Below are 17,748 nucleotides of genomic sequence, written 5' to 3'. Positions count from 1 at the left end.
CGATGTTGTGCCTCGAACAACACAACTCCCTCTGGTGAGCATCACCAGAAACTACTTCTTCCAGATTGGCTGTATTGCCCAAAGGCAGTACGGCAACAAGTCATGCCTGATGACCATAGCGAGTCGGTCCCACCCCTTCCCATCCCGAACAGGACCGTGAAACGACTCCACGCCGATGATAGTGCGGATTCCCGTGTGAAAGTAGGTAATCGTCAGGCTCCCCAGCAGCAGCAGAAACCCCACCCCGAAACGGTGGGGTTTCTGCGTTTACGGTCGGGGCTGGAATCACCATATAAGTGAGAGCTATGAGTTTGGAACGGTCAAGCAAGCCTTGACAGCAAGCGGTTGTTCCCTCATAATCATCAGTTCTCTGCGGAGGGGTGCCCGAGTGGCTAAAGGGGGCAGACTGTAAATCTGTTGGCTTACGCCTACGTTGGTTCGAATCCAACCTCCTCCACCAGAATGCAAGCTGTAGCAGTAGTTGGGAATCCATGGATCCTTGCGGGTGTAGCTCAATGGTAGAGCAGAAGCCTTCCAAGCTTACGACGAGGGTTCGATTCCCTTCACCCGCTCCAGTAACAAAGAAGTAGCGCCCATGTGGCTCAGTGGTAGAGCACTCCCTTGGTAAGGGAGAGGTCGGCAGTTCGATCCTGCCCATGGGCACCAGAAGTACTCGGTGATTGTTTGCGCGCGGCGCAACGTACGGATAAATCCTCTTAGGAGTCGAAAATGGCCAAGGGTAAGTTTGAGCGGACCAAGCCGCACGTGAACGTCGGCACGATCGGTCACGTTGACCACGGCAAGACCACGCTGACGGCAGCGATCACGACGGTGCTGACCAAGAAGTTTGGCGGCGAAGCAAAGGCGTATGACCAGATCGACGCGGCGCCGGAAGAAAAGGCGCGTGGTATCACGATCAACACGGCACACGTCGAGTACGAAACGGCTAACCGCCACTACGCACACGTCGACTGCCCGGGCCACGCTGACTATGTGAAGAACATGATCACGGGCGCAGCGCAGATGGACGGCGCGATCCTGGTGTGTTCGGCTGCAGACGGCCCGATGCCGCAAACGCGTGAGCACATCCTGCTGGCGCGTCAGGTTGGCGTTCCGTACATCATCGTGTTCCTGAACAAGTGCGACATGGTGGACGACGCTGAGCTGCTGGAGCTCGTCGAGATGGAAGTTCGTGAACTTCTGTCGAAGTACGACTTCCCGGGCGACGACACGCCGATCATCAAGGGTTCGGCCAAGCTGGCGCTGGAAGGCGACGCGGGCGAGCTGGGCGAAGTGGCGATCATGAATCTGGCCGATGCGCTGGACACGTACATCCCGACGCCGGAGCGCGCAGTTGACGGCTCGTTCCTGATGCCGGTGGAAGACGTGTTCTCGATCTCGGGTCGCGGCACGGTGGTGACGGGTCGCGTTGAGCGCGGCGTGGTGAAGGTTGGCGAAGAAATCGAAATCGTCGGTATCAAGCCGACGGTGAAGACGACGTGCACGGGCGTGGAAATGTTCCGCAAGCTGCTCGACCAGGGTCAGGCAGGCGACAACGTGGGTATCCTGCTGCGCGGCACGAAGCGTGAAGACGTGGAGCGTGGTCAGGTTCTGGCGAAGCCGGGCTCGATCAACCCGCACACGCACTTCACGGCTGAAGTGTATGTGCTGAGCAAGGACGAAGGCGGCCGTCACACGCCGTTCTTCAACAACTATCGTCCGCAGTTCTACTTCCGTACGACGGACGTGACGGGCTCGATCGAGTTGCCGAAGGACAAGGAAATGGTCATGCCGGGCGACAACGTGTCGATCACGGTGAAGCTGATCAACCCGATCGCGATGGAAGAAGGTCTGCGCTTCGCAATCCGCGAAGGCGGCCGTACGGTCGGCGCAGGTGTGGTTGCCAAGATCCTCGAGTAACGCCAGAAAGTTCTCGTTGATCGGTAGTTTCGGGGTTGGCGGTGTCGTCAACCCCAAAATGGTTTAGGGGTATAGCTCAACTGGCAGAGCGTCGGTCTCCAAAACCGAAGGTTGGGGGTTCGATTCCCTCTGCCCCTGCCAACTCTCGCACCGTATAGGGTGCTTCGTTAAGGTGTTATGGCGAATCCTTCCGTCGAAACTGTAAATACATCCGGCGACAAGCTGATGCTCGTCGCGGGCGTATTGTTGGTCTTGGCCGGGTTCGTGGGGTTCTTCTGGCTCAGCGGCCAGGAATGGTACGTCCGCGGAGCCGCCTTGGCTGTTGGCGCTATCGCGGGTGTTGCAGTCGGTCTTCTCTCCGCGCCTGGCAAGGGTTTCATCGCTTTCGCCAAAGACTCGTACAAGGAAGTTCGCAAGGTTGTTTGGCCGACTCGTAAAGAGGCCACCCAGACAACGCTCGTAGTGTTCGGCTTCGTGTTCGTGATGGCGATCTTTCTTTGGGTTAGCGATAAATCCATTGAATGGGCGATTTTCTCGGTGATTCTGGGTTGGAAATGATATGAGCGATACTCCGGCATCCCCGAGCGGCAAGCGTTGGTATGTGGTGCACGCCTACTCCGGCATGGAGAAGAGCGTGCAACGTGCGCTTCAGGAGCGCATCGAACGTGCTGGCATGCAAGACCAATTTGGTCAAATCCTCGTTCCGACTGAAGAAGTGGTCGAGGTGAAAGGCGGTCACAAATCGGTGACCGAGCGTCGTTTCTTCCCGGGCTACGTCCTCGTGGAAATGGAAATGACAGACGAAACGTGGCACCTTGTAAAAAACACGGCAAAGGTGACGGGTTTCGTGGGCGGTGCGCGTAATCGTCCGAGCCCGATTTCCCCGCGGGAAGTCGAGAAGATCATGTCGCAAATGCAGGAAGGCGTGGAAAAACCGCGTCCGAAGACCCTGTTCGAAGTAGGCGAGATGGTGCGGGTGAAGGACGGTCCGTTCACGGATTTCAATGGCAGCGTCGAAGAAGTGAACTACGAAAAGTCGCGCGTCCGTGTTTCCGTTACGATCTTCGGCCGCGCAACGCCGGTCGAGCTGGAATTCGGCCAGGTCGAAAAGTTGTAATCCAGAATTCCACGGGGCGCACCAGTCGGTGCGTTCCGTATTTCGCGCTTACGGTCCGCGTAATGGCCGTTGAGGAGCGTAAGTAGTCTGCTTTTCGGCGAACGCGCGCTACTACTCACTGAATGTCCGCTTGTACCTAGCTGGCGTTCCTAAGAGGTTTTCAAAATGGCAAAGAAAATCATCGGCTTTATCAAGCTGCAGATTCCTGCAGGTAAAGCCAACCCGTCGCCGCCGGTCGGTCCGGCACTGGGCCAACGCGGCCTGAACATCATGGAGTTCTGCAAGGCGTTTAACGCCCAGACTCAAGCACTGGAGCCGGGTCTGCCGATTCCGGTCGTGATTACAGCGTTTGCGGACAAGAGCTTCACGTTCGTTCTGAAGACGCCGCCGGCTACGGTTCTGATCAAGAAGGCAGCGAAGATCGACAAGGGTTCGGCCAAGCCGCATACCGACAAGGTCGGCAAGATCACCCGTGCTCAAGCTGAAGACATCGCCAAGACCAAGATGCCCGATCTGACGGCAGCTGATCTGGACGCAGCGGTTCGTACGATCGCTGGTAGCGCCCGCTCGATGGGCATCACCGTGGAGGGCGTGTAAATGGCTAAGCTTTCAAAGCGTCTGCAAGCATTTGCAGCCAAGGTTGATCGTCAAAAGCTGTACGCGATCGACGAAGCTCTGTCGCTCGTGAAGGAATGCGCAAGCGCCAAGTTCGACGAGTCGATCGACGTTGCAGTGCAACTCGGCATCGACGCGAAGAAGTCGGACCAAGTGGTTCGCGGCTCGGTCGTGCTGCCGGCTGGTACTGGTAAGTCGGTTCGCGTGGCAGTGTTCGCACAAGGCGAAAAGGCTGAACAGGCCCGTGCAGCTGGCGCAGAAGTCGTTGGTATGGAAGACCTGGCTGAACAAGTCAAGGCTGGCAAGCTGGACTTCGACATCGTGATCGCTTCGCCGGACACGATGCGCGTTGTCGGTACGCTCGGTCAGATCCTCGGCCCGCGCGGCCTGATGCCGAACCCGAAGGTTGGCACGGTTACGCCGGACGTCGCGACTGCTGTCAAGAATGCCAAGGCTGGTCAAGTGCAATTCCGTGTCGACAAGGCCGGTATCATTCACGCCACCATTGGCCGCGCTTCGTTCGAGCCGACGGCTCTGCGTAGCAACCTGAACGCTCTCGTCGACGCGCTGCAAAAGGCGAAGCCGGCAACGAGCAAGGGTGTGTACCTGCGCAAGGTTGCACTGTCGAGCACGATGGGTGTCGGCGTTCGCGTCGATCAGGCATCGCTCGCAGCACAGTAATAAATTTCATCGCCTCGATGTGAATCGAGGCGGTTTTATGGGCTTTGGGCGGTCGCAAGATGGCAATTTGCATCGAGCGACCGGTTGTCAAAGACCGTTGGCGGGCACGCAGCAGGTAGGCGCGCCCTTAATGTAAAGCCAACGCAGATGGCGAACCCGAAAAGGTTTTGTAGTGATGAAGCCGGTTGATATCTGCAGCAATGTGGGTTTCAGGCGGTCGAAATACTCCTGACTGGTCGGACGCCGTTATTGAACGCGGTACACAAGGCGCACGCTGCGTGTATCGAATCTGGAGGTTAACCGTGCCACTCAACAAAGAAAGCAAGCAGGCTGTGGTCGCTGAGGTTGCCGCGCAAGTCGCGAAAGCCCAGACCGTGGTTCTGGCTGAGTATCGTGGAATCGCGGTTGGCGATCTGACCAAGCTGCGCGCGAAAGCGCGTGAGCAACAGGTTTACCTTCGCGTGTTGAAAAACACGTTGGCGCGTCGCGCTGTCGAAGGTACCCCGTTTGCTCCGCTGGCAGAGCAGATGACTGGCCCCCTGATCTACGGCATCTCGGAAGATGCAATTGCTGCTGCAAAGGTCGTCAATGACTTCAGCAAAAGCAATGACAAGTTGGTCATCAAGGCTGGTTCCTACGAAGGCAAGGTGATGGACAAGGCTGGCGTGCAAGCGCTGGCAAACATCCCGAGCCGCGAAGAGCTGCTCTCCAAGCTGTTGTTCGTTATGCAGGCACCTGTTTCCGGCTTTGCGCGCGCTCTGGCCGCGCTGGCAGAAAAGAAACAAGGCGAAGAAACCGCTGCGTAACGCACTTCGGTCGAGCGTAATTGATCGCTGGCTGTATCCGAATTCAATTTAGGAGTATTTCAAATGGCAATCGCAAAAGAAGACATCCTCGAAGCCGTAGGCTCGATGTCGGTTCTGGAACTGAACGAGCTGGTTAAGGCGTTCGAAGAAAAGTTTGGCGTGTCGGCAGCTGCTGTGGCTGTGGCAGGCCCGGCAGGCGGCGGCGCTGCTGCTGCTGCTGAAGAGCAAACCGAATTCACGGTCAACCTGACGGAAGTCGGCGCGAACAAGGTTTCGGTCATTAAGGCTGTTCGTGAACTGACGGGTCTCGGCCTCAAGGAAGCGAAGGACCTGGTCGACGGTGCACCGAAGCCTGTTAAGGAATCGGTACCGAAGGCTGCTGCTGAAGAAGCGAAGAAGAAGTTGGAAGAAGCCGGCGCGAAGGCTGAAATCAAGTAAGTTTCGGCGCGTTGTGCGAAGGCTGGCGGTTTTCCACCGCCGGCCTTTTTGTGCTTTGTGGGAACCACGTTTTTGCCAGCCGATTTCGGCAAAGACGGGGTCCCAGAAGCCAAAGAAAATCGCCTATCGGGAATATTGACCGGCGTTTTTCTTTGTCTTCTGAAGCGACTGCAGAAGGCAAGTTTGGTCGGGCAGCGGGCAACACAGGCATCCGCTGCCGTCAGCCAGCGGTTGGTAGCGGCCAACCACCAAGCTTCTAGGCTCGTTCAAGCCATCGGACGGCCATCGGGTCTCAGTCGGTGAACACTCGGGTTGTCTCATCAAGGTATCCTGCCTCGACAACAATGCCCGCCGTGATTCGGAGATCGTATGCAATATTCCTTCACCGAGAAGAAGCGCATTCGCAAGAGTTTTGCGAAGCGCCCCATCGTTCACCAAGTACCTTTCCTGCTGGCTACCCAGCTTGAATCATTCAGCACGTTTCTGCAAGCAGACACGTCGTCCACACAGCGCAAGCCGGAAGGCCTGCAAGCTGCGTTCACATCCGTTTTCCCGATTGTTTCGCATAACGGGTTCGCTCGTCTAGAGTTCGTCAGCTACATGCTGTCGCCGCCGGCATTCAACATCAAGGAATGTCAGCAGCGCGGTTTGACGTACTGCTCGGCACTGCGTGCGAAAGTGCGTCTGGTGCTGCTCGACAAGGAATCGCCGAGCAAGCCGGTCGTCAAGGAGGTGAAGGAACAGGAAGTGTACATGGGCGAAATTCCGCTCATGACGCCGACAGGTTCGTTCGTCATCAACGGCACGGAACGTGTGATCGTTTCGCAGCTGCACCGTTCGCCCGGCGTGTTCTTCGAACACGACAAGGGCAAGACGCACAGCTCGGGCAAGCTCCTGTTCTCGGCACGTATCATTCCTTACCGCGGTTCGTGGCTCGACTTCGAATTCGATCCGAAGGACGTACTGTATTTCCGCGTCGACCGCCGTCGCAAGATGCCGGTCACGATCCTGCTGAAGGCAATTGGCCTGACGCCGGAACAGATCCTCGCAAACTTCTTCGTGTTCGACAATTTCACGCTGATGCCGGAAGGCGCACAGATGGAATTCGTGCCGGAGCGTCTGCGTGGCGAAGTCGCACGTTTCGACATTACGGATCGTGACGGCAACGTGATCGTCCAGAAGGACAAGCGGATCAACGCCAAGCACATTCGCGATCTCGACAACGCGAAGACGAAGTTCATCTCCGTGCCGGAAGACTATCTGCTCGGCCGCGTGCTCGCGAAGAATGTCGTCGACGGCGACACGGGCGAAGTCATCGCTAACGCGAACGACGAAATCACCGAAACCGTCCTCGAAAAGCTCCGCGAATCGAAGATCAAAGACATTCAGACGCTCTACACGAACGATCTGGATCAAGGTCCGTATATCTCGTCGACGCTGCGCATCGACGAAACCGCGGACAAGATGGCCGCTCGCATCGCAATCTACCGCATGATGCGTCCGGGCGAACCGCCGACCGAAGAAGCGGTCGAGGCGTTGTTCAACCGTCTGTTCTACAGCGAAGACGCATACGACCTGTCCAAGGTGGGTCGTATGAAGTTCAACCGCCGTGTCGGTCGCGACGAAATCGTCGGCCCGATGACGCTGCAAGACGACGATATCCTCGCCACGATCAAGATCCTGGTCGAACTGCGTAACGGCAAGGGCGAAGTGGACGACATCGACCACTTGGGCAATCGTCGTGTGCGTTGCGTCGGCGAACTGGCGGAAAACCAGTTCCGCGCCGGTCTCGTGCGTGTCGAACGTGCTGTGAAGGAACGCCTCGGCCAGGCCGAAAGCGAAAACCTGATGCCGCACGACCTGATCAACTCGAAGCCGATTTCGTCGGCGATTCGCGAGTTCTTCGGTTCGTCGCAGCTGTCGCAGTTTATGGACCAGACCAACCCGCTGTCGGAAATCACCCACAAGCGCCGTGTTTCGGCTCTTGGCCCGGGCGGTTTGACGCGTGAGCGCGCTGGCTTTGAAGTCCGCGACGTGCACCCGACTCACTACGGTCGTGTGTGCCCGATTGAAACGCCGGAAGGTCCGAACATCGGCCTGATCAACTCGCTCGCACTGTACGCGCACCTGAACGAATACGGCTTCCTCGAAACGCCGTATCGCAAGGTGGTGGACAGCAAGGTGACCGATCAGATCGACTACCTGTCGGCGATCGAAGAAGGCCGTTACGTGATCGCTCAGGCGAACGCTGCGGTTGCTGCCGATGGCTCGCTGACCGACGAACTGGTGTCGTCGCGTGAAGCAGGCGAAACGCTGATGGTCACGCCGGACCGCATCCAGTACATGGACGTGGCGCCGTCGCAGATCGTCTCGGTGGCGGCATCGCTGATTCCGTTCCTCGAGCACGATGACGCGAACCGCGCATTGATGGGTTCGAACATGCAGCGTCAGGCTGTGCCGTGTCTGCGTCCTGAAAAGGCCGTGGTTGGTACGGGCATCGAACGCACGGTGGCAGTCGACTCGGGTACGACGGTTCAGGCATTCCGCGGTGGTGTCGTCGATTACGTCGACGCAGGCCGTATGGTGATTCGCGTGAACGACGATGAAGCTGTTGCTGGTGACGTCGGCGTGGACATCTACAACCTGATCAAGTACACGCGTTCGAACCAGAACACGAACATCAACCAGCGTCCGATCGTAAAGGTCGGCGACATCGTGTCGCGTGGCGACGTGCTGGCTGACGGTGCATCGACCGATCTCGGCGAATTGGCTCTCGGCCAGAACATGCTGGTCGCGTTCATGCCGTGGAACGGCTACAACTTCGAAGATTCGATCTTGATCTCGGAGAAGGTGGTTGCTGACGATCGCTACACGTCGATCCACATCGAAGAACTGAACGTCGTAGCTCGCGATACGAAGCTCGGACCGGAAGAAATCACGCGCGACATCTCGAACCTGGCTGAAGTGCAACTTGGCCGTCTCGACGAGTCGGGCATCGTCTACATCGGCGCTGAAGTCGAAGCAGGCGACGTGCTGGTCGGTAAGGTTACGCCGAAGGGCGAAACCCAGCTGACGCCGGAAGAAAAGCTGCTGCGCGCGATCTTCGGTGAAAAGGCTTCGGACGTGAAGGACACGTCGCTGCGCGTGCCGTCGGGCATGAGCGGCACCGTGATCGACGTGCAAGTGTTCACGCGTGAAGGCATTCAGCGCGACAAGCGTGCGCAACAGATCATCGACGATGAACTGAAGCGCTATCGCCTCGACCTGAACGACCAGCTGCGTATCGTGGAAGGCGATGCATTCCAGCGTCTTGCACGTATGCTGACCGGCAAGGTCGCGAACGGCGGTCCGAAGAAGCTCGCGAAGGGTACGAAGATCGAACAGGCTTACCTGGAAGATCTCGACCACTACCACTGGTTCGACATCCGCCTCGCGGACGAAGAAGCAGCGGCACAACTCGAAGCGATCAAGGATTCGATCGAACAGAAGCGTCACCAGTTTGATCTGGCGTTCGAAGAAAAGCGCAAGAAGCTCACCCAGGGCGACGAACTGCCGCCGGGCGTGCTGAAGATGGTCAAGGTGTATCTGGCTGTGAAGCGTCGTCTGCAGCCTGGCGACAAGATGGCCGGCCGTCACGGTAACAAGGGTGTGGTGTCGAAGATCGTTCCGATCGAAGACATGCCGTACATGGCCGATGGCCGTCCGGCTGACGTCGTTCTGAACCCGCTCGGCGTGCCGTCGCGGATGAACGTGGGTCAGGTTCTCGAAGTGCATCTGGGTTGGGCCGCGAAGGGTCTCGGCTGGCGTATTGCAGAAATGCTGCAGCGTCAGGCGAAGATCGCTGAACTGCGCGAATTCCTGACCAAGATCTACAACGAGTCGGGTCGCGCTGAAGAGCTGGACAGCTTCACGGACGACGAAATCGTCGAACTGGCGAAGAACCTGCGCGAAGGCGTTCCGTTTGCCACGCCGGTGTTCGACGGTGCGACGGAAGAAGAAATGTCGCGCGCGCTGGATCTGGCATTCCCGGACGACATCGCGAAGAACCTCGGCATGACGCCGTCGAAGAACCAGGTGCGTCTGTATGACGGCCGCACGGGTGAGATGTTCGAACGTACGGTGACTGTCGGCTACATGCACTACCTGAAACTGCACCACCTGGTCGACGACAAGATGCACGCGCGTTCCACGGGTCCGTACTCGCTCGTGACGCAGCAGCCGTTGGGCGGTAAGGCGCAGTTCGGTGGCCAGCGTTTCGGTGAAATGGAAGTGTGGGCGCTCGAGGCGTACGGCGCATCGTACGTGCTGCAAGAAATGCTGACGGTGAAGTCGGACGACGTGGCAGGCCGGACCAAGGTGTATGAGAACCTGGTTAAGGGCGATCACGTAATCGACGCCGGCATGCCGGAATCCTTCAACGTGCTCGTGAAGGAAATCCGCTCGCTCGGTATTGACATCGACCTCGACCGCAACTAATCGGACTACGGAGAGAAAGCAATGAAAGCTCTGCTCGATCTATTCAAGCAAGTCCAACAGCCTGAAGTTTTTGACGCGATCAAGATCGGTCTGGCCTCGCCGGACAAGATCCGTTCGTGGTCGTTCGGTGAAGTCAAGAAGCCGGAAACCATCAACTACCGGACGTTCAAGCCGGAACGCGATGGTCTGTTCTGCGCGAAGATTTTCGGACCGATCAAAGACTACGAATGCCTTTGCGGCAAGTACAAGCGCCTGAAGCACCGTGGCGTGATCTGTGAAAAGTGCGGCGTCGAAGTGACGCTCGCGAAGGTGCGTCGCGAACGGATGGGTCACATCGAGCTGGCCTCACCGGTCGCTCACATCTGGTTCCTGAAGTCGCTGCCGTCGCGTCTGGGCATGGTCCTCGACATGACGCTGCGCGACATCGAACGCGTGCTGTACTTCGAAGCATACGTGGTGATCGATCCGGGCATGACGCCGCTGAAAGCGCGGCAGATCATGACGGAAGAGGATTACTACAACAAGGTCGAAGAGTACGGTGACGAATTCCGCGCCGAGATGGGCGCAGAAGGTGTTCGCGAACTGCTGCGCGCGATCAACATCGACGAACAGGTCGAGTTGCTGCGCACCGAACTCAAGAACACGGGTTCGGAAGCGAAAATCAAGAAGTACGCGAAGCGCCTGAAGGTGCTCGAGGCTTTCCAGCGTTCGGGCATCAAGCCAGACTGGATGGTCCTCGAAGTGCTGCCGGTGCTGCCGCCGGAACTGCGTCCGCTGGTGCCGCTGGATGGCGGCCGCTTCGCGACGTCGGACCTGAACGACCTGTATCGCCGCGTGATCAACCGTAACAACCGGTTGAAGCGTCTGCTCGAGCTGAAGGCGCCTGAAATCATCGTTCGCAACGAAAAGCGGATGTTGCAGGAAGCCGTCGATTCGCTGCTCGACAACGGCCGTCGCGGTAAGGCGATGACCGGCGCGAACAAGCGTCCGCTGAAGTCGCTCGCTGACATGATCAAGGGTAAGGGCGGTCGTTTCCGTCAGAACTTGCTCGGTAAGCGCGTTGACTACTCGGGCCGTTCGGTGATCGTGGTCGGCCCGACGCTCAAGCTGCATCAGTGCGGTCTGCCGAAGCTGATGGCGCTCGAACTGTTCAAGCCGTTCATCTTCAACAAGCTCGAAGTGATGGGTGTTGCTACCACCATCAAGGCTGCGAAGAAAGAAGTCGAGAACCAGACGCCGGTGGTGTGGGACATCCTCGAAGAGGTGATCCGCGAACATCCGGTCATGCTGAACCGTGCGCCGACGCTGCACCGTCTTGGCATTCAGGCTTTCGAGCCGGTGCTGATCGAAGGTAAGGCTATCCAGCTGCACCCGCTCGTTTGCGCGGCGTTCAACGCCGACTTCGACGGTGACCAGATGGCTGTGCACGTGCCGCTGTCGCTCGAAGCGCAAATGGAAGCGCGTACGCTGATGCTGGCGTCGAACAACATCCTGTTCCCGGCCAACGGCGATCCGTCGATCGTGCCGTCGCAGGATATCGTGCTCGGCCTGTACTACGCGACGCGCGAAGCCGTGAATGCGAAGGGCGAAGGCCTGTCGTTCACGGGCGTGTCGGAAGTGCTGCGTGCGTACGAGAACAAGGAAGTCGAGCTGGCTTCACGCGTCAATGTGCGGATCACGGAAATGGTCCACAACGACGACAAGTCGGAAGGCGCACCGGCATTCGTGCCGAAGATCTCGCTGTACGCGACGACCGTCGGCCGCGCAATCCTGTCGGAAATCCTTCCGCCGGGCCTGCCGTTCTCGGTGCTGAACAAGCCGCTGAAGAAGAAGGAAATCTCGCGTCTGATCAACACCGCATTCCGCAAGTGCGGTCTGCGTGAAACGGTGATTTTCGCCGACCAGTTGATGCAATCGGGTTTCCGTCTGGCAACGCGCGCTGGTATTTCGATTTGCGTCGACGACATGCTCGTGCCGCCGCAAAAGGAAACCATTGTCGGCGACGCCGCGAAGAAGGTGAAGGAATACGACCGTCAGTACATGTCGGGTCTCGTCACGTCGCAAGAACGCTACAACAACGTGGTCGACATCTGGTCGGCAACGTCGGAAGCGGTCGGCAAGGCGATGATGGAACAACTGTCGACGGAACCGGTTGTGGATCGCGACGGCAACGAAACGCGTCAGGAATCGTTCAACTCCATCTACATGATGGCGGACTCGGGCGCTCGTGGTTCCGCAGTTCAGATTCGTCAGCTGGCCGGTATGCGTGGCCTGATGGCGAAGCCGGACGGCTCGATCATCGAGACGCCGATTACGGCGAACTTCCGTGAAGGCCTGAACGTGTTGCAGTACTTCATCTCGACCCACGGTGCACGTAAGGGTCTGGCTGATACGGCGCTGAAGACGGCAAACTCGGGTTACCTGACACGCCGTCTGGTCGACGTGACGCAGGATCTGGTGGTGGTCGAGGACGATTGCGGTACGTCCAACGGCGTCGCCATGAAGGCATTGGTCGAAGGCGGTGAAGTGGTCGAAGCGCTGCGTGACCGTATCCTCGGTCGCGTGACGGTGGCTGACGTCGTCAATCCGGAAACGCAGGAAACGCTGTACGAAACGGGCATGTTGCTCGACGAAGACGCGGTCGAAGAAATCGAACGCCTCGGCATCGACGAAGTGCGCGTGCGTACGCCGCTGACTTGCGAAACGCGTTACGGTCTGTGCGCAGCTTGCTATGGCCGCGATCTGGGTCGTGGCTCGTCCGTCAACGTCGGCGAGGCAGTTGGCGTGATCGCTGCTCAGTCGATCGGTGAACCGGGCACGCAGCTTACGATGCGTACGTTCCACATCGGTGGTGCGGCATCGCGTGCAGCAGTGGCTTCGTCGGTTGAAGCGAAGTCGAACGGTACGGTGCGTTTCACGGCAACGATGCGTTACGTCACCAACGCGAAGGGCGAGCAGATCGTCATCTCGCGTTCGGGCGAAGCGATGATCACCGACGACCACGGTCGCGAGCGTGAACGTCACAAGGTGCCGTACGGCGCGACGCTGTTGCAACTGGACGGCGCGCAGATCAAGGCCGGCACGCAACTGGCGACGTGGGATCCGATGACGCGTCCGATCATCACCGAGTACGGTGGTACGGTGAAGTTCGAAAACGTCGAAGAAGGCGTGACGGTCGCCAAGCAGATCGACGACGTGACGGGTCTCTCGACGCTGGTCGTGATCGACGTGAAGCGCCGCGGTTCGCAAGCATCGAAGACGGTGCGTCCGCAGGTCAAGCTGCTCGACGCGAACGGCGAAGAAGTCAAGATCCCGAACACCGAGCACTCGGTGCAGATCGGCTTCCAGGTCGGCGCTCTGATCACCGTGAAGGACGGTCAGCAGGTGCAGGTCGGTGAAGTGCTGGCACGTATCCCGGTTGAGTCGCAGAAGACCCGTGACATTACCGGTGGTCTGCCGCGTGTGGCCGAACTGTTCGAAGCGCGCTCGCCGAAGGACGCCGGCATTCTGGCGGAAGTCACGGGCACGACGTCGTTCGGTAAGGACACGAAGGGCAAGCAGCGTCTCGTTATCACGGACCTCGAAGGCAATCAGCACGAGTTCCTGATCGCGAAGGAAAAGCAGGTTCTGGTGCACGATGGTCAGGTCGTCAACAAGGGCGAAATGATTGTCGACGGACCGGCTGATCCGCACGACATTCTGCGTTTGCAGGGCGTCGAAGCGCTGGCGCGCTACATCGTTGACGAAGTGCAGGACGTGTATCGTCTGCAGGGCGTGAAGATCAATGACAAGCACATTGAAGTGATCGTCCGTCAGATGCTGCGCCGTGTGCAAATCGTCGATAACGGTGACACGCGCTTCATCATGGGCGAGCAGGTCGAGCGCTCGGATATGCTCGATGAGAACGACCGGATGGCGGCGGAAGGCAAGATCCCGGCAACCTACGACAACGTGCTGCTCGGTATCACGAAGGCGTCGCTGTCGACCGATTCGTTCATCTCCGCGGCGTCGTTCCAGGAAACGACCCGCGTGCTGACCGAAGCGGCGATCATGGGCAAGCGCGACGATCTGCGCGGGCTGAAGGAAAACGTGATCGTTGGTCGTCTGATCCCGGCTGGTACGGGTCTCGCGTTCCACAAGGCACGCAAGAGCAAGGAACTGTCCGACCGCGAGCGTTTCGATCAGATCGCAGCGGAAGAGTCGTTCGAATTCGGTACGCCGGAAGCCCCGGCCGCCGAACAGCAGCACTCAGGCGAGTAAGTCCCGGCGGCGCAAGCCGCTTGGGCTCACCAGCCAGCGAAGCCGCTCAGTTTCGACTGAGCGGCTTTTTTTATGCGCCGCTTTCCCTTGCGCTCCCCGGTGGTTTCGTAGGCCGAACGGCTAACGTTGCATCAAAGCGCGGGCGCAGCACGAATGCGTTGGTAAAATTCGTGTCACCGGCATCACGCTGCTTCTCTCCTATTCATGTCCCGTCCGCTCGAAATCCTCAACGAAGTTTTTGGCTATCCCGCATTCCGAGGACAGCAGGGCGAAATTGTCGAACACGTCGCCGGCGGCGGCGATTGCCTCGTGCTGATGCCAACGGGCGGCGGCAAATCGTTGTGCTATCAGATCCCGTCGCTGGTGCGGCGCGAAGCGGGCTGCGGAGCGGGGATCGTCGTGTCGCCGCTGATCGCACTGATGCAAGACCAGGTCGCTGCGCTGAAGGAGGTGGGGGTTAGGGCCGCGTATCTGAATTCCACGCTGTCGAGCGCCGAGGCGATGGCCACGGAGCGCGCACTGCGCGAAGGCGAAATCGATCTGCTGTACGTGGCGCCGGAACGGTTGATGACGCCCCGTTTCCAGGAGCTACTCGAGCGCACGCGCATCGGCCTGTTCGCCATTGACGAAGCGCATTGCGTGTCGCAATGGGGTCACGATTTCCGTCCTGAATATATTCAATTGTCGGTGCTGCACGAGCGTTTTCCGAACGTACCGCGCATAGCGCTCACCGCGACGGCCGACGCGATTACGCGCGACGAAATCATTCACCGTCTCGCGCTCGATGACGCGCGCATTTTTGTATCCAGCTTCGATCGTCCGAACATCCGCTATCGCATCGTCGAAAAGGACAATGCACGCACGCAACTGCTCGACTTCATTCGCGCCGAACACTCGAAACCAGACGGTACGACTGACGCCGGCGTTGTCTATTGCCTGTCGCGCCGCAAGGTCGAAGAAACAGCGGAGTGGCTGAAAGAGAAGGGGATGCGCGCGTTGCCGTACCACGCCGGCATGGAGTTCGAAATCCGCCAGAAGCATCAGGAGATGTTCCAGCGCGAGGAGGGCATCGTGATGTGCGCGACGATCGCGTTCGGCATGGGCATCGACAAGCCGGATGTGCGCTTCGTGGCTCACCTCGATTTACCGAAGAGTGTCGAAGGTTACTACCAGGAAACCGGGCGCGCCGGCCGCGACGGTATGCCGGCCAATGCGTGGATGGCGTACGGTCTGGGCGACGTCGTGCAGCAGCGCAAGATGATCGACGAGTCCGACGCAGACGATGCGCATAAGCGCGTGCAGACCGGCAAGCTCGACGCGTTGCTCGGACTGTGTGAAGCGGCGAACTGCCGCCGGGTGCGGCTGCTCGCGTACTTCGGCGAGTCGAGCAAGCCGTGCGGCAATTGCGACAACTGCATCGAGCCGGCCGACACATGGGACGCGACGCGGGAGGCGCAGATGGCGCTGTCATGCGTGTTCCGGGCGCAGCGGGCGAGTGGCTTTCACTTCGGCGCCGGGCATCTGATCGATATTTTGCGCGGCAACCGCAGCGAGAAGATCCTGCAACGCGGCCACGAGAAGCTCACCACCTTTGGGATCGGGGCGGCACTCGGCGAGCCGGAATGGCGCGCCATCTTTCGCCAACTGGTCGCTTTCGGCTACCTCACCGTCGACCACGAAGGTTTCGGCTCGCTGGTCCTGACGGAGGCTGCCAAAGCCGTGTTGAAGAGCGAGCAGAGCGTCACGATGCGCCGCTACGTGAAGCCCACGCGTACCCGCCAATCGTCCGGCCGCACCAGCGAGCGCGCCGACCCGACGATCGGCATGGGGCCGCGCGAGCGCGCCCGCTGGGAACGCCTGCGCGCCTGGCGCACGGAGACGGCGAAAAGCGACGGCGTGCCGGCCTACGTCATCTTCCACGATGCCACGCTGGCGGAAATTGCTCGCAACGGCCCCGATTCCATTGAGGATTTGCGCGGTATTCCGGGTATGGGCGCGCGCAAACTCGACCGTTTTGGTGACGAGTTGTTGGAAGTCGTCGCCGCCGATTGAGCACCGGCGAGTGCTGTTTGAGGTCGGCAGGCGTGCGAAACATTGCAACCTGTTGACTCGCTTAGCATTTTCGGAATATTATGCTAGGTTCCGGTTCTTGGAATGCCTGCGAGCGAAGTCAATTCGTGCGCTGACATCCCGGTCTGGAAGTTCGATGCGCAGTCGTTTCTGCTTTGCCCGGAAACAGATGCGTCGATTTTGTTCAATTTCAGGAATAAACAATGCCAACCATCAATCAACTGGTTCGCAAAGGCCGCGCGTCGGAAACGACGAAGAGCAAGAGCCCGGCTTTGCAGGACTGCCCCCAGCGTCGCGGCGTGTGCACCCGTGTGTACACCACGACGCCGAAGAAGCCTAACTCGGCACTGCGTAAGGTTGCCAAGGTTCGTCTGACGAACGGCTTCGAAGTCATTTCGTACATCGGTGGTGAAGGCCACAACTTGCAGGAACACTCGGTCGTGCTGATTCGCGGCGGCCGTGTTAAGGACTTGCCGGGTGTGCGTTACCACATGGTTCGCGGCTCGCTGGATACCCAGGGTGTCAAGGATCGTAAGCAGGCTCGCTCGAAGTACGGTGCGAAGCGTGCCAAGGCTGGCAAGTAATTAGCCGGTCAGAGTAGTTTCAGGTCGCCTGCAAGGGCGGTAATAGCGGTGGTGCCGGAATCGCCGGTGCTGTCGAGTAAGTGGTCACCCGACCAGGCTGGTAAGTCGTTAGAGATGAATCGGGTTAGTTGGTGGCCGCGGGGCTGATAAACAGCTCCAACTGAAAAGTTAAAGGAAGAAACATGCCGCGTCGTCGCGAAGTCCCCAAGCGGGAAGTGTTGCCGGATCCGAAGTTCGGTAACGTAGATGTAGCTAAGTTCATGAACGTGCTGATGCTGTCCGGCAAGAAGTCGGTTGCTGAGCGCATCGTGTACGGCGCTTTCGAACAGATCCAGACCAAGGGTGGCAAGGACCCGCTGGAGGTGTTCACGGTAGCGCTCAACAACGTCAAGCCGGTGGTCGAAGTCAAGAGCCGCCGCGTTGGTGGTGCGAACTATCAGGTTCCGGTCGAAGTGCGTCCGTCGCGTCGTATGGCATTGGCGATGCGTTGGTTGCGTGAAGCCGCGAAGAAGCGCAGCGAGAAGTCGATGGCCCTGCGTCTGGCAGGTGAACTCTCCGAAGCGGCCGAAGGCCGTGGCGGCGCGATGAAGAAGCGCGACGAAGTTCACCGGATGGCAGAAGCCAACAAGGCGTTCTCGCACTTCCGTTTCTAAGCTTCCCGAACTCGGGTTTAGCGGAAAAAACGGAAAGAAATTCCGGGCGGGTGCGCTTACAAAGCGCCTCGCCCGTTTGTGTTACAGCGCGATGGGTATTTTCTCGCATCGCGTCATCCCAATAGAGG

The 17,748-nt window shown here is 58.9% G+C and carries 12 protein-coding genes, 4 tRNA genes and 1 rRNA gene; all 17 read left to right on the top strand.

Features of this window, described 5'->3' with window-relative positions; translation table 11 throughout:
• The first annotated feature begins 105 nt into the window (after window positions 1-105).
• The 17 genes from rrf to rpsG all read left to right on the top strand — a co-directional run bounded on the left by rrf (window position 106) and on the right by rpsG (window position 17,620).
• Window positions 106-218, top strand: a 5S ribosomal RNA gene (rrf, locus tag DSC91_RS24445).
• A 156-nt stretch (window positions 219-374) separates the two neighbouring features.
• Window positions 375-460 (top strand) — tRNA-Tyr (locus DSC91_RS24440).
• Window positions 461-501: 41 nt separating this feature from the next.
• Window positions 502-575 (top strand) — tRNA-Gly (locus DSC91_RS24435).
• Window positions 576-591: 16 nt separating this feature from the next.
• Window positions 592-666, top strand: a tRNA-Thr gene (locus tag DSC91_RS24430).
• A 63-nt stretch (window positions 667-729) separates the two neighbouring features.
• Window positions 730-1,920, top strand: coding sequence for an elongation factor Tu (gene tuf / locus DSC91_RS24425; RefSeq protein ID WP_115781224.1), 1,191 nt, complete (start codon window positions 730-732; stop codon window positions 1,918-1,920).
• A 65-nt stretch (window positions 1,921-1,985) separates the two neighbouring features.
• Window positions 1,986-2,061 (top strand) — tRNA-Trp (locus DSC91_RS24420).
• 36 nt (window positions 2,062-2,097) lie between these two features.
• Entirely contained in the window at window positions 2,098-2,478 is a 381-nt protein-coding gene (gene secE / locus DSC91_RS24415; protein ID WP_011490062.1) for a preprotein translocase subunit SecE, read from the top strand.
• 1 nt (window position 2,479) lies between these two features.
• Window positions 2,480-3,037 (top strand): transcription termination/antitermination protein NusG, encoded by a 558-nt coding sequence (nusG, locus tag DSC91_RS24410; protein WP_007180147.1) that lies wholly within the window; start codon window positions 2,480-2,482, stop codon window positions 3,035-3,037.
• Between the two features lie 165 nt (window positions 3,038-3,202).
• Window positions 3,203-3,634: a 50S ribosomal protein L11 gene (gene rplK, locus DSC91_RS24405; RefSeq protein ID WP_115781229.1), complete on the top strand. Its 432-nt coding sequence runs from the start codon at window positions 3,203-3,205 to the stop codon at window positions 3,632-3,634.
• Window positions 3,635-4,333 (top strand): 50S ribosomal protein L1, encoded by a 699-nt coding sequence (gene rplA, locus DSC91_RS24400; protein WP_011490061.1) that lies wholly within the window; start codon window positions 3,635-3,637, stop codon window positions 4,331-4,333.
• A 302-nt stretch (window positions 4,334-4,635) separates the two neighbouring features.
• Window positions 4,636-5,139, top strand: a complete 504-nt coding sequence (gene rplJ / locus DSC91_RS24395; RefSeq protein WP_115781228.1) for a 50S ribosomal protein L10 — start codon at window positions 4,636-4,638, stop codon at window positions 5,137-5,139.
• A 63-nt stretch (window positions 5,140-5,202) separates the two neighbouring features.
• Window positions 5,203-5,577 carry a 50S ribosomal protein L7/L12 gene (gene rplL, locus DSC91_RS24390; RefSeq protein ID WP_091798332.1) on the top strand — a complete coding sequence of 125 codons (375 nt, stop codon included), beginning with the start codon at window positions 5,203-5,205 and terminating at the stop codon, window positions 5,575-5,577.
• 369 nt (window positions 5,578-5,946) lie between these two features.
• Window positions 5,947-10,053 carry a DNA-directed RNA polymerase subunit beta gene (gene rpoB / locus DSC91_RS24385; RefSeq protein ID WP_054043374.1) on the top strand — a complete coding sequence of 1,369 codons (4,107 nt, stop codon included), beginning with the start codon at window positions 5,947-5,949 and terminating at the stop codon, window positions 10,051-10,053.
• Between the two features lie 21 nt (window positions 10,054-10,074).
• On the top strand, window positions 10,075-14,313 hold the full coding sequence (gene rpoC, locus DSC91_RS24380; RefSeq protein ID WP_115781227.1) for a DNA-directed RNA polymerase subunit beta': 4,239 nt from the start codon (window positions 10,075-10,077) through the stop codon (window positions 14,311-14,313).
• 204 nt (window positions 14,314-14,517) lie between these two features.
• Window positions 14,518-16,365 (top strand): DNA helicase RecQ, encoded by a 1,848-nt coding sequence (gene recQ / locus DSC91_RS24375; RefSeq protein ID WP_115781226.1) that lies wholly within the window; start codon window positions 14,518-14,520, stop codon window positions 16,363-16,365.
• Window positions 16,366-16,586: 221 nt separating this feature from the next.
• Window positions 16,587-16,967: a 30S ribosomal protein S12 gene (rpsL, locus tag DSC91_RS24370; RefSeq protein ID WP_006998493.1), complete on the top strand. Its 381-nt coding sequence runs from the start codon at window positions 16,587-16,589 to the stop codon at window positions 16,965-16,967.
• Between the two features lie 182 nt (window positions 16,968-17,149).
• Complete coding sequence (rpsG, locus tag DSC91_RS24365; protein WP_006053291.1) at window positions 17,150-17,620, top strand: 30S ribosomal protein S7; 471 nt, start codon at window positions 17,150-17,152, stop codon at window positions 17,618-17,620.
• The last annotated feature ends 128 nt before the right edge of the window (window positions 17,621-17,748 follow it).

It is taken from the genome of Paraburkholderia caffeinilytica (assembly GCF_003368325.1).
Classification (GTDB): Bacteria; Pseudomonadota; Gammaproteobacteria; order Burkholderiales; family Burkholderiaceae; genus Paraburkholderia; species Paraburkholderia caffeinilytica.
This window is presented reverse-complemented; position numbering and strand designations above follow the sequence as displayed.